General features: G+C 74.0%; 16 protein-coding genes. 9 read left to right on the top strand and 7 right to left on the bottom strand.

The window, feature by feature from the left end; translation table 11 throughout:
• Positions 1-25: 25 nt before the first annotated feature.
• The gene (locus ACFZAU_RS40255; protein WP_500556346.1) at positions 26-883 is read right to left on the bottom strand and encodes a helix-turn-helix domain-containing protein; all 858 of its coding nucleotides are present in this window, start codon (positions 881-883) and stop codon (positions 26-28) included.
• A gap of 141 nt (positions 884-1,024) precedes the next feature.
• Between ACFZAU_RS40255 and ACFZAU_RS40250 the strand changes: the two genes are divergently transcribed.
• The gene (locus ACFZAU_RS40250; RefSeq protein WP_500556345.1) at positions 1,025-1,546 is read left to right on the top strand and encodes an ATP-binding protein; all 522 of its coding nucleotides are present in this window, start codon (positions 1,025-1,027) and stop codon (positions 1,544-1,546) included.
• 29 nt (positions 1,547-1,575) lie between these two features.
• A complete protein-coding gene (locus tag ACFZAU_RS40245) occupies positions 1,576-1,860 on the top strand; it encodes a TfoX/Sxy family DNA transformation protein (protein ID WP_326571765.1) in 285 nt (94 codons plus the stop codon).
• A gap of 49 nt (positions 1,861-1,909) precedes the next feature.
• On the opposite strand, the gene ACFZAU_RS40240 is transcribed toward ACFZAU_RS40245, so the two are convergent.
• Both ACFZAU_RS40240 and ACFZAU_RS40235 read right to left on the bottom strand, forming a co-directional pair.
• The gene (locus ACFZAU_RS40240) at positions 1,910-2,656 is read right to left on the bottom strand and encodes a GntR family transcriptional regulator (protein WP_500556344.1); all 747 of its coding nucleotides are present in this window, start codon (positions 2,654-2,656) and stop codon (positions 1,910-1,912) included.
• A gap of 35 nt (positions 2,657-2,691) precedes the next feature.
• Positions 2,692-3,243, bottom strand: a complete 552-nt coding sequence (locus tag ACFZAU_RS40235; RefSeq protein WP_500556343.1) for a hypothetical protein — start codon at positions 3,241-3,243, stop codon at positions 2,692-2,694.
• Between the two features lie 208 nt (positions 3,244-3,451).
• Here ACFZAU_RS40235 and ACFZAU_RS40230 point away from each other — a divergent pair, with 208 nt between their 5' ends.
• The gene (locus ACFZAU_RS40230) at positions 3,452-4,366 is read left to right on the top strand and encodes an SGNH/GDSL hydrolase family protein (RefSeq protein WP_500556342.1); all 915 of its coding nucleotides are present in this window, start codon (positions 3,452-3,454) and stop codon (positions 4,364-4,366) included.
• Between the two features lie 51 nt (positions 4,367-4,417).
• Here the strand turns inward: ACFZAU_RS40230 and ACFZAU_RS40225 are convergent, their stop codons facing one another.
• The gene (locus tag ACFZAU_RS40225; protein ID WP_500556341.1) at positions 4,418-5,173 is read right to left on the bottom strand and encodes a hypothetical protein; all 756 of its coding nucleotides are present in this window, start codon (positions 5,171-5,173) and stop codon (positions 4,418-4,420) included.
• A gap of 88 nt (positions 5,174-5,261) precedes the next feature.
• On the opposite strand from ACFZAU_RS40225, the gene ggt reads away from it, so the two are divergent.
• Complete coding sequence (ggt, locus tag ACFZAU_RS40220; RefSeq protein WP_500556340.1) at positions 5,262-7,076, top strand: gamma-glutamyltransferase; 1,815 nt, start codon at positions 5,262-5,264, stop codon at positions 7,074-7,076.
• On the opposite strand, the gene ACFZAU_RS40215 is transcribed toward ggt, so the two are convergent.
• On the bottom strand, positions 7,058-7,804 hold the full coding sequence (locus tag ACFZAU_RS40215; protein ID WP_500556339.1) for a metallophosphoesterase: 747 nt from the start codon (positions 7,802-7,804) through the stop codon (positions 7,058-7,060). The two genes, ggt and ACFZAU_RS40215, sit on opposite strands and share 19 nt — an antisense overlap.
• Positions 7,805-7,895: 91 nt before the next feature.
• Between ACFZAU_RS40215 and ACFZAU_RS40210 the strand changes: the two genes are divergently transcribed.
• The 4 genes from ACFZAU_RS40210 (at position 7,896) to ACFZAU_RS40195 (ending at position 12,343) form a co-directional block, all read left to right on the top strand.
• Positions 7,896-8,489, top strand: a complete 594-nt coding sequence (locus ACFZAU_RS40210) for a CGNR zinc finger domain-containing protein (RefSeq protein WP_500556338.1) — start codon at positions 7,896-7,898, stop codon at positions 8,487-8,489.
• A gap of 194 nt (positions 8,490-8,683) precedes the next feature.
• Positions 8,684-10,051 carry a hypothetical protein gene (locus ACFZAU_RS40205; protein ID WP_500556337.1) on the top strand — a complete coding sequence of 456 codons (1,368 nt, stop codon included), beginning with the start codon at positions 8,684-8,686 and terminating at the stop codon, positions 10,049-10,051.
• 130 nt (positions 10,052-10,181) lie between these two features.
• Complete coding sequence (locus ACFZAU_RS40200) at positions 10,182-11,027, top strand: nitrilase-related carbon-nitrogen hydrolase (RefSeq protein WP_500556336.1); 846 nt, start codon at positions 10,182-10,184, stop codon at positions 11,025-11,027.
• An 8-nt stretch (positions 11,028-11,035) separates the two neighbouring features.
• Positions 11,036-12,343 (top strand): aspartate aminotransferase family protein, encoded by a 1,308-nt coding sequence (locus ACFZAU_RS40195; protein WP_500556335.1) that lies wholly within the window; start codon positions 11,036-11,038, stop codon positions 12,341-12,343.
• Positions 12,344-12,406: 63 nt separating this feature from the next.
• Here ACFZAU_RS40195 and ACFZAU_RS40190 read toward each other — a convergent pair whose 3' ends face one another.
• Complete coding sequence (locus ACFZAU_RS40190) at positions 12,407-13,246, bottom strand: endonuclease/exonuclease/phosphatase family protein (protein ID WP_500556334.1); 840 nt, start codon at positions 13,244-13,246, stop codon at positions 12,407-12,409.
• Positions 13,243-13,986 (bottom strand): hypothetical protein, encoded by a 744-nt coding sequence (locus ACFZAU_RS40185; protein WP_500556333.1) that lies wholly within the window; start codon positions 13,984-13,986, stop codon positions 13,243-13,245. Before ACFZAU_RS40185 ends, ACFZAU_RS40190 begins: the two co-directional genes overlap by 4 nt.
• Before the next feature lie 303 nt (positions 13,987-14,289).
• Between ACFZAU_RS40185 and ACFZAU_RS40180 the strand changes: the two genes are divergently transcribed.
• The coding region (locus ACFZAU_RS40180) for an amidohydrolase family protein (RefSeq protein WP_500556332.1) at positions 14,290-14,720 on the top strand (431 nt) is incomplete at its 3' end.

Genomic DNA, 14,720 nt, shown 5'->3' with positions numbered 1-14,720 from the left:
GCCCGCCGGGCCCGCGACGGGCACCCTAGATGACGCGTTCGGCCTCGCCGAGCATGGCCTCGAACCAGCGCTCGAAGCCGTAGAGCACCGAACCGGGCGGGGTGGCGGCGAGCCGGTAGACCAGCGAGCCCCGCGGGTCGGCCGGTGGTCCGATGACGGAGACGAAGGTGGCGCCGTCGAGGCGCACCAGCCTCCACACCGGTGGGGTGCGGTAGCGGTAGACCTCGAGCCGAATCGTTCCTTCTTCGGCGAGGGCACCGAGCATGTCCTCCGCGAAACGGAGGCTCGAGGAGAAGAAGCGCGGTGTCTCGCCGACCTCCTCCGCGATCCGGGCCACCGCCGGGCTCTCCGGGTGCAGCAACAGCAGCCGCATGCGGGCGGTCCCGGTCCGGTCCCGGCGGGTCAGCGGGCCGCGCAGCAGCGAGTCGCCGAGCGCCAGCAGGCCGAGGGCGCGTACGCCCACCACGTCCACCGCATCGGCGCTCGCCGCCACCTCACGGATCTCCGCGGCGGCCTCGGGCTTGGTCAGCGCGACCGCGGCCACCTGCGGATGGTCCATCAGGTCCCGGACGCCGTAGGAGCGCAGGCGGCGGGGTGCGAGCCCCATGAGCAGCCGTGCGTGGTCCGGCATGCGCAGTCCCTGCGCGATGCGCTCGAACACGTCGAACCGCACCACCGAACGGCGGCCCCGCACGATCTCGTTGACCCGGCCCTGCAGCAGCCCCGTCGCGGCCGCGATGCGCGACTGGCTCGCGCCGCCGTACTGCTGCGCGAACCGCAGGATGGCCCCGGCGTCGCGGGCCCGCAGGGCCTCCCGAATCTCCTCGCGCTCCCAGGCCCACGCGGGGATCTCGACGGCATCACCGGAAACCGGTCCCGACATCCACGACTCCCGTCCACCCCGGCGGCGGTCCACCGGCGTTACCAGCGGGTATGTCGTGGTGAGAATAGCGCGGGGGTATCGCGTGCACAGGTGCTTCGCGGGAATGCTCGGCGCCACCTACGACACCTGTGAGGTGGTCACATGGGGGACAACCTGGCCGCACGGCCGCCGTACCGGCGCGCCGCCCCCGGCGCCGGCCGCGGCGCGGGCGACGACTCGCCCCCGGACAACCTCCATACCCACGATCCGGCGGCCGAACCCGTCCCGTCCCCGCCCGCCACCGTGTTGCTGGGCGAGGTCTTCCTGCCCGCCGACGACCTGGCGCCCGCTCAGGCGCGGCGCATCCTGGCGGCGACCCTGGACGCGTGGGACCTCGGGTACCTGCTGGACACCGCGGGCATCGTGCTCACCGAGCTCGTCTCCAATGCGGTGCGCCACGCCGGGGGCCGGCGGGTGGGCGTCACGTTGTCCCGGCGGCTGACGCTGGTGCACATGTCGGTCCGCGACGGCTCCCGCACTCCGCCCTGCCTGGTACTGACCGGCCGGGTCCCCGACACGACCGGGAGCACCCGCGGTCTCCAGGTCGTTTCGGCCCTGACCTACCGCTGGGGGACAGAACTCCTGCCGGGCGGCAAGCGTGTCTGGGCCGAGATCGCCGTCTGACGGGGCGTCGGGAGGTGCATGATGGGGGCATGGACTCCCTGCAGCAGATGCCCAACATCGGCGCGGTCCTGGCCGAGCGCCTCCGCAGCGCCGGCGTGCCGGACGCCGACGAGCTGCGCCGCCTCGGATCCGGAGGGGCCTTCGCGATGATCCGCGAGGGGCTTCCCGAGGACGCCTGCACCCACACCCTGCTCGCCCTCGAGGGCGCGATCCGCGGTACCCGCTGGACCGCCATCCCCAAGGCAGACCGCGACGCGCTGGTCGGCCGGGTGCTCGGCGAGGGCCACGCGGGCGCGGCCGCCGGAGGCCGATGACGACCGGCCGCCGTCACCGGCCGGTGGGGCGCGCCCCCGCCGGGGCCGGTCAGGACGAGAAGTCGATGCTGTAGGCCACGCGCCAGCGGTCGGCGCGGATCACCGTGTCCGAGGTCTCGACGGCGCGGTCGTCGGCGTCGAAGTACGTGCGCTGGACCGCCGTCACGCACTGACCGTGCGCGCAGCCGAGCGTCTGTGCCTCCCAGCCGGTGGCGGGCCGCGACTCCAGGACCTCGCGGGCCCGCACCACCCGTACCCCGATCGCGGCCAGCCGCCCCCGCACCCCGCGGCGGGCGTAGGGGCCGCGCTCGGGGTGCGCGACGTCCGTGCCGTCGGTGACGGCCAGCGGCTCCCAACTGGTGGCGAGCTGCACGGGCCGGCGGTCGGCCAGGTACTCGTAACGCGTCATCACCACCGGGTCGCCGGTGACGATGCCGAGCCGCTCGGCGATGGCCGGCGGGGCGGTGGTGGTGACGGTCGAGGCCTCCCAGTCCACGGTCGTGGTGTCCCCGGCGACCCGGGTGGCGAAGGGCGAGTCCACGGCGCCCGTGCCGCGGTCGAGCGTCCCCAGGGTGGACCGGTCGACGACGAACACCCCCCGCCCGAACTGACCTTCGACGTAGCCCGCCGCCTTCAGCACGCGCACCGCGCGGTCGACGGTCTGGTCGCTCGCCCGGTAGGTCTCCTTGAGCCGGGAGCGGGAGGGGATGCGGCACCCGGGCTTGAGGAGTCCCTCGTCGATCCGCCGCATGAGGTCGTCGGCGATCCACTGGTACACCGGCCCCGGCTCGGCCATCCCCGCCCGTCCTCTCTCCCGCTCCTGGCACGACGTTAGGTACGGAGGCCACGGCTGCGTACCGAGGTACGCACGCTACGGGAGTGACGGTCGGCGAAGCGGTACGGAGACCCGCGACGGGTCCGCCGCCGGGGCGTTCCCGGCGTCCGGGGGCCGGTGCGGGAGCGGGGGCGGTGGCACGACCGCCGCCCTCCGGCGGCGGGTCCGGTTCCGACGCGCGGGTCGTGCGCGGCCTCCATGAGGGCCAGCCCGGCGCCGTAGGGGACGCCCGCCCCGCCGATCCGGCCGGGATCGGCGGGGGTGTTGGCGAGGGTCCGGTCGACGACCTCGGAGACGTCCGCGACGTCGAGCGGCCCGAACCCGACCGCCGGTGCCGTTCGCACCGATGGGGTGAAGAGGTTGCCCGTGAGGGTGATCCCACCGGCTCCCGGGATGTCGGCGAAGCGGACGGAGGGAGCGGTGGAGCCGCCGGCCGCGGGGTTCGCGCCGGCCGTCGCGGCCCGTGCGGCGGGGGTCGCGATGTCCAGTGCCGTGGTGGCGAGCAGGTGTGCGGACAACGTTCCCGCGGTGGTGCGAGGCGTTCTCATGGCGGCTCCCGATGTCCCCGGGACGAAGTGACCGGAGAGTGGCCAGGGAGACTTACCTCAGGTAATGGGCTGCATGTTGCGCGCCGGTAATGATTGCGGTGAGCTGAGGGAACGTCAGTCCATCAAGCGAACTTGCGACGCATCCATTGACTTGGGCCACGCGGGGCGCCGAATCTGAACCCGTCAGCGTCGACAGGGGGAGGGCCCGATGGGTGTCGGACGTGCATCGATCCTGGGAGCGGCCGCGGCGTCGGCCGCGATCCTGCTCACCGCGGTGAGCGCGGTCCCGGCCACCGCGCATTCGCGCGACGGCCGGCACCACGGCCATGGTCACGGCAACGGCCACCGGGACGCGTACGTCGCGCTCGGGGACTCGTACACGTCGGGACCGCTCATCCCCGACCAGGTGGACGCCAACTGCGCCCGGTCGAACCGGAACTACCCCTCGCTGGTGGCGCAGCGGCTCAGGGGCACCACCCTCACCGACGTGAGCTGCGGCGGGGCCACCACCGCCGAGATGTGGAAGGCACAGGGCAGCAACCCGCCCCAGCTGGACGCGCTCAACCGGCGCACCTCGCTGGTCACCCTGCAGATCGGCGGCAACGACGTCGGCTTCGGCAGCATCATCCGCACCTGCGCCGGCGCCGCGCTCTCCGACCCGACCGGCAATCCCTGCGAGAAGTACTACACGGCCGGCGGGACCGACCAGTTGCGGACCGCGGTCGAGCAGACGGCCCCGAAGGTCGACGCCGTGCTCGACGCCATCCGGCACCGCGCACCGCGGGCCCGTGTCGTGGTCGTCGGCTACCCGGCGCTGCTCCCCGACAGCGGCGTCGGCTGCCGCCCGGCCGTGCCCTTCGCCGACAAGGACTTCGCCTACCTCCGGGACACCGAGAAGCGGCTCAACGCCATGCTGGCCCGTCGTGCCAAGGCCGCCCACGCGACCTACGTCGACACCTACACCCCGACCGTGGACCACGACATGTGCACGGCCCCCGGCGTCCGCTGGATCGAGCCGCTCGCGCCCGCCGCTCCGGCCGCGCCCGCCCACCCCAACGCGCTGGGCGAGAAGGCCATGGCCGCCGCCGTCCTGGACCGGCTCTGCGTACGCGGCCGCATATGACGGGGCCGCGGGGTGCCCTGCCCCCGCGGCCGCCCGCCCCGTCCCGGGCCGTCACTCCGCGGTGACGGCCACGGGGAGGGCGGGGGCTGTCCTGGCCTCGCGGGTGACGTCGGCGACGACCTCCACCACGTCGGGTCCGTAGGCGTCCGAGTTGACGACCTTCAGCAGCAGGCAGAAGGTGCCGTCCACCCCGTACTTGCGGGACAGCCGCTGGTGGTGACGGGCGAGGTAGCGCACGGCGGCCTGGTTGGTCACCCCGCGCTGGCCGGAGGCGAGGAAGACCGGGCGGTTGTTCCCGGTGTTCTCGTCGGCGGCCAGCCGGGCCAGGAAGACGTACTCCACCTCGCCCTTCTCCATGCGGTAGGTCTCGCCGCCCACGGTCAGCGCGCCCTGGTCCTCGACGGGCCCGGTGAAGTCCTTGACCTGGAAACCGGGCAGCATGGAGCGCAGGTGCGCAGCCATTCGGTGGTTGGATATCGGGCCGCCGATGCAGAACTCCGTGCGGGCGCCGAAGCCCTGCCAGGCGGTGTCGTGGGGCAGGATCTCGGCGTGCGCGCCGCACTCCTTGATCAGCGCGGACAGTTCGATCAGCGCGAAGACGTCATGGCGTGCCACGCTCCATCCCCGCGTCGAGCCCGGGTCGCGGTTGATCACCATCAGGCACTCCGAGCCGGTGGGCAGCCCGAAGAAACGCTGCTTGCGGCGCAGCTTGCGCCGCCACAGGTACGTGCGGACGAACCAGCCCAGCACGGCGCTGATACCGCTCGCGGCCAGTCCCAGCACGATATTGCGCACGTCGTCGCTCATGGGCCGGGATCGTAGTTGAGGCGTTCCTGACGAGGAAGGCAGGGTGGGGTTAGGCTGCCCGGACGGTCGCCCCAGTGGAGGTCCACGTATGCGTCGTCACGCTGTACGGAGTCTGTCGCTGCTCGCCGTAACCGCCACCGCCGCGCTGTCGGTGGCCGCGGCACCGCCGGGGGCGGACGCCCCGGCCCGGGACGCGACGCCCGCCAAGGTCCCGCTCGCCGTCGGCTACGGAGGCGCGGTCTCCAGCGTCGACCCCGACGCCTCCGCCGTCGGCATCGAGGTGCTGCGGCGCGGGGGGAACGCCGTGGATGCCGCGGTGGCCACCGCGGCCGCCCTGGGCGTCACCGAGCCCTATTCCTCGGGCATCGGCGGCGGCGGTTACTTCGTCTACTACGACGCCGGGCAGCGCAAGGTCCACACCATCGACGGCCGCGAGACGGCCCCCAAGAGCGCCACCGACAAGCTCTTCGTCGAGAACGGCCAGCCGCTGCCCTTCAACGACGCCGTCACCAGCGGTCTGAGCGTCGGCGTCCCCGGCACCCCCGCGACCTGGGACACCGCCCTGAGGTCCTGGGGCAGCCGGAGCCTGCGCGACGTGCTGCGGCCCGCCGAGCGCCTCGCGCACGACGGCTTCACCGTGGACGCCACCTTCCGCAGCCAGACGGAGGCCAACCAGGCGCGCTTCAAGGACTTCCCGGCCACCGCCGCGCTCTTCCTGCCCGGTGGGCAACTGCCGGCCGTCGGTTCCACCCTCAAGAACCCCGACCTCGCCCGCACCTACTCCGAGCTGGGCCGCAAGGGCGTCTCCGCCGTCTACAGCGGGGGCATAGGCGCCGACATCGTGAACACCGTGCGCAAGCCGCCGGTGGACCCGGCCGCCACCCGGGTCGTCCGCCCCGGCGACCTCACGACGGCCGACCTGAAGGCCTACAAGGCCAAGCCGCAGAGCCCCACCCGGGTGTCGTACCGCGGGCTGGACGTCTACGGCATGGCCCCCTCCTCCTCCGGCGGCACCACCGTCGGTGAGGCGCTGAACATCCTGGAGCGGACGGGCCGGCTCTCCCGCCTGTCCGAGGCGCAGTACCTGCACCGCTTCCTCGAGGCGAGCCGGATCTCCTTCGCCGACCGCGGGCGCTGGGTCGGCGACCCGGCCTTCGAGAAGGTCCCGACCGCGGGGCTGCTGTCCCAGTCCTTCGCCGACTCCCGGGCCTGCCTGATCAAGGACGACGCGGTGCTGACCAGCCCGGTCGCCCCGGGGGACCCGTACCACCCGGCGCGCTGCTCCAGCGGTGGCAAGGCCGCCCCCACGACGTACGAGGGCGACAGCACCACGCACCTCACGGTCGCCGACAAGTGGGGCAACGTCGTCGCGTACACGCTGACCATCGAGCAGACCGGGGGCAGCGCCATCACCGTGCCCGGCCGCGGTTTCCTGCTCAACAACGAGCTGACCGACTTCTCGTTCGTCCCGGCCAGCGCCTCGGTCCACGACCCCAACCTGCCGGGACCCGGGAAGCGGCCGCGCTCCTCGATGTCGCCGACGATCGTGCTGAAGGACGGCCGTGTGGACTTCGCGCTCGGCTCGCCCGGCGGCGCCACGATCATCACCACCGTGCTGCAGGTGCTGACCGAGCACGTCGACCGCGGCCTGCCCCTGGTGGACGCGATCGCCGCGCCGCGCGCCAGCCAGCGCAACGCCGCGGCCACGCAGGTCGAGCCCGGCTTCCTCGCGAGCGACGTGGCGGCGGAGCTGAAGGACATCGGGCACAGCTTCGCCGACGCGGGCGAGATCGGCGCCACGACGGGCGTCCAGCGGTTGCGGGACGGCCGCTGGCTCGCCGCCGCCGAGACGGTGCGCCGCGGTGGCGGCTCGGCGATGGTGGTTCAGAGCACCACGCGGTAATGGGTCGTCAGGCGCCGCTCGTCGTCCAGCACGTGGAAGGCGACGCCGGGCGGCGCCGTACGGTCGGCCACCGAGCCGTCCGGTTCGCCCTCCCACGGCATGCGCAGCGTCCACGTCACCCCGGGTGCCGCGATCAGCGGCCGTCCGGCGAAGGTGGTGGCCGCGGGCGTGTGGGCGTGGCCGGTGAGGACGGCGATCACCTCGGGGTGCGCGCCCAGCAGTTCCTCCAGGGCGGCGGGCCGGCCGAGCCGGTAGCCGTCGGGCAGCGGATGGTGCAGCGCGACGGGCGGATGGTGGAAGGCCACCAGGGCCGGGGTGCCGGTATCCAGCCCGTCCAGCGCGGCTGACAGCCATTCCAGCGTCTCCTCGTCGAGGAGGCCGTCGTCCTCGCCCGGGATCGTCGAGTCGCACATCAGGACCGCGGTTCCGGCGACGAGGTGCGCCCGGTTCACCGGTCCCGTCCCTTCGGCCTCGCCCAGCAGCGCCTTGCGGTAGGCGGCGCGCCGGTCGTGGTTGCCCGGGCAGGGGAGCACCGGGAACGGCGCGTCGAGGAGCCGGGCCGCCTCCTCGTACTCGGCCGGGGCGCCGTGGTCGGCGATGTCCCCGGTGACCAGCAGCGCGTCGGGCGGGCTCGGCAGCCCGCGCAGGTAGGACATGACGCGGCCGGCGCGCTCCGTCGAGCGTTCGGTGCCGTCGAGATGCAGGTCGCTGATGTGAGCCAGCAGCATGGGCCGCTCCCCTCCAGGCTTAATGATTAATCTTTCCTTTGACGTTAGAACGGTAGAGTGCCGCCGGCGGACGATCAAGAGGAGGGGCGCCGTGGAGCGCTGCCTGGCCCTGGAACTGGTGAGCACGATCAGGCACGACGGCGACGGAGGGGTCGCCGACGACCTGGGCGACCCGTCCGCGCTCACGGCCTGGGTCCGCGAACACCTCCCGCAGGACGGCGGATTCGTCGCGGACGACACCGCGCTCGCCGAGGTGCTCGCGCTCCGCCGCGCCGTACGCGCGCTCTTCGCCCGTGCAGTGGCGCCCGGACCGGCCAGCCCGGCCGACGCCGGACGCCTGATGCCCGCCGAGCAGGCCCTCGCGCACCTCAACGCCGCGGCGGCGCGGGTCCCCGTCGTCCCGCGGCTGGTGTGGGAGGCGCAGGAGGCGCCCGTGGCCCGGCCGGCGCCCGCCGTGGAGTCGGCCGATCCGACCGCGCGGATCGTCGCCGAACTCGCCCGCGCTGCCGTCGACTTCCTCGCCGGCCCCGATCGCGCGCGGCTGCGCGCCTGCGCCGCGCCACGGTGCGTCCGCTACTTCGTCAAGTCCCACGGCCGCCAGGAGTGGTGCAAGCCCTCGTGCGGCAACCGCGCCCGCGTGGCCCGCCATTACCGCCGCCACCGCCCGGAGGCGGCCCAGTCCTGAGCGGCGGGACACGGCGGTGGCAGCCGTCCGTCCGCGGGGGCGCGCCGCCGTGCCTCCGCGCGGGGCCCGGGCGCCCGTGCAGCCGCCGCCCCCTGCGCGAAAACTCTCCGTAGCGCCGCTGTAACACGACGGGTGTCGAATGCCGTGCGGACCACACGCTTCCGCCGCCGGGCGGCGGGCAGGGAGGAGCGAGAGTGGAACGCGGGGTGCGCGGCCAGGTCGCCGACCCGGTCGGTGAGTTCGCCCGGTACCTGCGGGGGCTGGTCGGTGCGGCGGGCGGCACGCATGGCTGGTACGCGGTCTTCGCCGAACGCGATCCCGCGGGTGTGCGGGCCTGGCTCGACGGCACCGACGTCCCGCCGTGGGATGTCGTCCACGCCCTCCTCCAGGACGTGGCCGCCGCCCAGGGCACCCACCAGGCCCAGGAGACCGCCCGGCCCGCCCGTGGCCTGCACGCCGCCGCCGTTGCCGCCCACGACGCCGCACCGGGCGGCGAGGCGGCGCTCAGCGCGAGGCTGGACGCCTTGCTAAGGGAACGCCGGCACGTGGTGCTGCACGAACGCGCGGTCGCCGCCGCGCTGCGCGGCGCCGCCACACCCGCCGAGGCCGAGCGCCTCGGCAACGAACTCGCCTGGGCCCGCGACGACCGCGAACGGGCCGTCGCACGCTGTGCGGAGCTCCGGACGCGCCTGGACGCGGTGCGCTCACGTTCCGCCGTGCCCGAGGGGTGGTTACGCCCGCGGGCGGAACCGGACCCGCCGCCGGAGGGCGGCGGTCGTGCCACCGCCCCCGCTCCCGCACCGGACCCCGCACGCCGGGAACGCCCCCGCGCCGGAGCACGCTACGGCGGGGCCCGCTTCGCCGGGGCACCCGAGGCCGAGGTGGCCCTGCCGCCCGTCGTCGAGGCACCGGAGGACGGCGCCGGTGCCGCACCCCGCGGGGCCCGGTTCGCCGGCGCGGCGGGCCACGACGCCCCCGACGGCCACGAGCCAGGGCAGGACCGCGGCGACGTCCGTACGACCGCTCCCGCCCGCGGGCAGGCCGCCCGGGCGACCGCGGCGCGCATGGCGGAACTGCGCCGCACCGGCCGCACCGGTGAGGCGTACGTGCTGATGAGCGAGGCCGTGGCGGGCCCGCCCGAGGACGTCCCCGAACTCGCGGCCGCGCTGGAGCGCTGCGGACTGGCCGCGGACGTGGCCACCCTGCTCTGGGAGCTGGCCGCGCAGCCCCCGCACCGTCTGGCGGCCGCCGCGGCCGCCCTGGACTCCGCCGGCCGCGGCGACGACCGCCGGAGCCTGCTGCACCAGGCCGCCGCACGGCCCGCCGCCGAGGTGGCCGGGACCGCCGGGGCCCTCCTCGACGCCGGCCACCGGGACGCGGCACTGAGCCTGCTGGCCGCCCTCGTCGGCGCCCGCAGCCCGGAGGCGGCCGCCGGCATCGCCCACGAGGGTCCAGGGCTCGTCGGCCCGCTCCTGGACGCGGCCGGGCTGGTGTCGGCGTCCAAACGCCGCGACGTGGCCGCCGCACTGCGCCGAGCGGGTCTGCCCGGCCGCGAAACCTGATCGGCTTCGTTGAGTAAAGGCGCCGGTATTGCCACAGTGGGCTGTGGGCTCTTACGTTCGTCCCAGCGCCGGATCTACGTGCGTAGACCAGCCCGCCGTTCCGGCGTGACCTCGCGTCAAAGGAGCTGTCATGCCCAAAGTCGTACGCGCCGCGCTCGTCCAGGCGACGTGGACCGGTGACACCGAGTCGATGATCGCGAAGCACGAGGAGCACGCCCGCGAGGCGGCCGCGCAGGGCGCCCGGGTGATCGGCTTCCAGGAGGTGTTCAACGCCCCGTACTTCTGCCAGGTACAGGAGGCCGAGAACTACCGGTGGGCCGAACGGGTGCCGGAGGGCCCGACCGTGCAGCGTATGCAGGCCCTCGCCCGGGAGACGGGCATGGTGACGGTGGTGCCGGTCTACGAGATCGAGCAGGACGGCTTCTACTACAACACCGCCGCTGTGATCGACGCCGACGGCAGCTACCTGGGCAAGTACCGCAAGCACCACATCCCGCAGGTCAAGGGCTTCTGGGAGAAGTACTACTTCAAGCCCGGCAACCTGGGCTGGCCGGTCTTCGACACGGCCGTCGGCAAGGTCGGCGTCTACATCTGCTACGACCGCCACTTCCCCGAGGGCTGGCGGGCGCTCGGCCTGGCCGGTGCGCAACTGGTCTACAACCCCTCGGCGACCCACCGCGGGCTCTCCTCGTACCTGTGGCAACTTGAGCAGCCGGCCGCCGCCGTCGCCAACGAGTACTTTGTCGCCGCCATCAACCGGGTCGGCCAGGAACCGGCCTACGGCGACAACGACTTCTACGGAACGTCCTACTTCGTCGACCCGCGGGGCCAGTTCGTGGGCGACGTCGCCTCCGACAAGGAGGAACAGCTGATCGTGCGCGACCTGGACTTCGACCTGATCCCCGCGGTGCGCCAGCAGTGGGCCTTCTACCGGGACCGCCGCCCTGACGCCTACGGCACCCTGACGGAGGCGTGAACACGTCCATGACCATCACCGAGAACCCGCACGCCGCGCTCCACTCCCGCCACCGGGCCGTGATGCCGCAGTGGCTCGCGACGTACTACCGGGAGCCCATCGAGATCACCCACGGCGAGGGCCGCCACGTCTGGGACGCCGAGGGGCGGCAGTACCTCGACTTCTTCGGCGGCATCCTCACCACCATGACCGCCCACGCCCTGCCGGAGGTCACCGCCGCGATCCGCGAGCAGGCCGGGAGGATCCTGCACTCCTCCACGCTCTACCTCAGCTCGCAGGCCGTCGACCTCGCCGAGCGCATCGCCCGCCTGTCGGGCATCCCGGACGCCCGGGTCTTCTTCACCACCTCCGGCACGGAGGCGAATGACACCGCGCTGCTGCTCGCCACCACCTACCGGAAGTCCAACCAGATCCTGGCGCTGCGCAACAGCTACCACGGGCGTTCCTTCTCGGCGATCGGCATCACCGGCAACACCTCCTGGTCGCCGACGAGCCTGTCGCCGCTGCAGACGCTGTACGTGCACGGCGGCGTCCGCCATCGCGGCCCCTACGCGCACCTGTCCGACGCCGAGTTCACGGCCGCGTGCGTGGCGGACCTGGAGGACATCCTCGGCCAGGCCAACGGCCAGGTCGCCGCCCTGATCGCCGAACCGGTCCAGGGCGTCGGGGGCTTCACCTCGGGCCCCGACGGGCTGCTGGCCGCCTTCAAGGAGGTCCTCGACCGGCACGGCATCCTGTGGATCACCGACGAGGTGCAGACCGGCTGGGGCCGGACCGGTGAGCACTTCTGGGGCTGGCAGGCACACGAGGGCTCCGGCCCGCCGGACGTCCTGACCTTCGCCAAGGGCGTCGGCAACGGCATGTCGATGGGCGGCGTCGTCGCCCGCGCCGAGGTGATGAACTGCCTCTCTGCCAACTCCATCTCCACGTTCGGCGGCAGCCCCATCACCACGGCCGGCGCGCTGGCCAACCTGCAGTACCTCCTCGACCACGACCTGCAGGGCAACGCCCGGCGCGTGGGCGGCCTGCTCAAGTCGCGGCTGGAGGCCATCTCCGCCGGGCTCCCGGTGGTGCGCGAGGTGCGCGGACGCGGGCTGATGCTGGGCGTCGAGCTGGCCACGGCGGCCGCCGCGGGCGTGGTCCTCGAAGCGGCGCGTGAGGGCGGCCTGCTGATCGGCAAGGGCGGCCGGGCCGGCGACGCGCTGCGCATCGCCCCGCCGCTCTCCCTGACCGTCGCCGAGGCGGAGGAAGGCGCCTCGATCCTGGAGTCGGCGCTCAAGCAGGCGCAGAGCGAACTGGGCGACGGACCCGCCTGACGGCACGGCACAGCACGGTGTGCCACGGGCGCGGGGCGCGGCCCCGCGCCCGCCGAACCGCCGTCAGGGCTCCAGGTCGACGACGAGCGGACGGTGGTCCGAGACCGGTACGGCCGGCGCCCGCGCGGAGCGCACGGCGGCCCGCCCGACCCCGGCCGCCAGCACATGGTCGAACTGCACCATGGGACGGTGCGAGGGGTAGGTACGCCTCCGGGCCAGTGTCCGCCAGGCACCGCCCAGCACCAGCGGTGGCACCGGTCCCACCAGGTTGAGGTCGCCCAGCAGCAGGTGCGGCCGGGGCAGCCCGGCGATCCAGCGGCGGACCGCCACCAACTGGCCCACGTTCCAGCCGGGGACGAACGACAGGTGCACCGCGACCACCGTGAACGGGCCGCGCGCCCCCTCCAGGACGGCCGCCAGGGCGCAGCGCGGCTGGTCGGACATCATCCGCAGCCCGGCGACCCCGGGCACCCGCAGGGGCACCCCCACGGGCGAGGGGGACAGCCGACGGGCCCGCCACTCCCGTACGGGAAGCCGGGTGACCAGGGCGATCCCGTGCGACGGCGGGCCGTCGCCTTGGGCGGCGTCCCGCGGCCCGTACACGCGCAGCCCCGGCTCGGCCGGATCGGGCACCCATCCCGTGCCCGGCACCGAGCGGCCGTGCACCGCGGACGCGTAACGCCAGTCCCGGGCGCCCGACGCCGCCGCGGCCACCGCGGCCTGGTCCAGCCCGCCGGACCGTTCCTGGAAGCGGTCCAGCTCCTGCAGCGCGAGGACGTCGGCGTCCAGCGACGCGACGGCCCGGGCGAGCGGCTCCCCGGCGGCCGTCCCGCCGGGGAAGGGGACCGGCCTGCCGTCGGTGATCGGCCGGCCGTGGAGCACGTTGAACGTCGCGAACCTCATGGCTGTGCCGCCCGCGGCCCGGTGGAAGCGGGGGAGGGCACGTCGCCCCGGCGCGGACGGCCCGGCCGGCGGAAGTGGGCGTACGGCGGGTACGCCGTGAAGGCGACGTCGAGCTCGGGCCCGCGCCCGCGGCTCGTGTGCTCCAGCAGCGGTGTGAGCTGCTCGACCACGGCCATACGGCCCTTCACCACGCCCTTCTGACGCGGTCCTTGGCCGGCCGCCCACGCCAGCCGCGTCGCGGCGGAGGAGAACGTGCCGCGGCTGCCGACGAGGAACAGCGTCCGGGCGTGGCTGACCGGCCGCAGCCGGTCGCGGGCGTCCGCGTGCCCGTGCCGCCTCCACCAGGCGTCGGCGTCGCGTTCCGTGCGCGCCTCGTCCGTACGGGCCGTCAGGGGGACCCCGCCGGTGAGCCCGCGGCGCAGCCGGGGCCACTCGCTCACCCGCAGGCCCAGCGAGTGGTGGACCAGGACGAGGTCCACGCGGCCGCCGCACGCGTCCACGAACGCCTCATCGCCCAGGGGGACGCCGTCGCGCAGCGGTACGTGGACGAGGGTCCGCCGCGAGCAGGCCGCGAAGGAGAACAGCCCGGCGAGGGCCGAGAGTCCCGCGTGGTCGCCGACCAGGAAGCCGTACCCGGTGGGATCGGTGAGCGCCGTGTGGCGCGGTGGATGCCACGGCTGCACGATCCGGTGCTCCACCGGGCCGGTACGCGGACGGATGTGACGCAGCCTCAGCCGCATGCGGATGGCTCCATCCGCCCATCGTCGCGGCGCGGACGCGGCGGGGGCAATGCGATTTCGCACCTCGTCGCCTACAGACCCGAACGCCCGGTTCGTGGCATATTGTGAGCGTTCGCCGTACGGCGGCGTGGAGGAGGAGCGATCGTCCCCGTCGATCCCGTCGATGGAGAGCAGCGGTATTGCCACCGTGGGTGACCGGTCATACGTTCTCCACCATGGCGGGGTCTACGTGCGTAGAGCCGTTCCGACATGGCATCGAGGTTTCCGGGGACCCCGCCCTCAGCCGTTGGAAGGAGTGGGAGCATGAGCCGCATCGTCATCCGGGGCGGACTGGTCGTCACGGCCGCGGAGGAGGTCCACGCCGACGTCCTCGTCGAGGGTGGCCGGGTCGCCGCCCTCGCGACGCACGACTCCGACCCGGCGCAGGGCTGGACCGCGTCGGCCGACCGCGTCATCGACGCCACCGGGAAGTACGTCATTCCGGGCGGTGTCGACGCGCACACCCACATGGAGCTGCCCTTCGGTGGCACCTTCGCCTCGGACACCTTCGAGACCGGTACCCGGGCCGCCGCCTGGGGCGGGACGACGACGATCGTGGACTTCGCGGTGCAGTCGGTGGGCGAGTCGCTGCGGGCCGGTCTGGACACCTGGCACGCCAAGGCCGACGCCCAGTGCGCCATCGACTACGGCTTCCACATGATCCTCTCCGACGTCAACGAGGACACCCTCAAGGA

The sequence above is a fragment of the Streptomyces sp. NPDC008238 genome (genome assembly GCF_042956445.1).
Lineage (GTDB): Bacteria > Actinomycetota > Actinomycetes > Streptomycetales > Streptomycetaceae > Actinacidiphila.
Note: the sequence above shows the minus strand (reverse complement) of the source record. Positions and strands in the feature narration are given on the sequence as shown.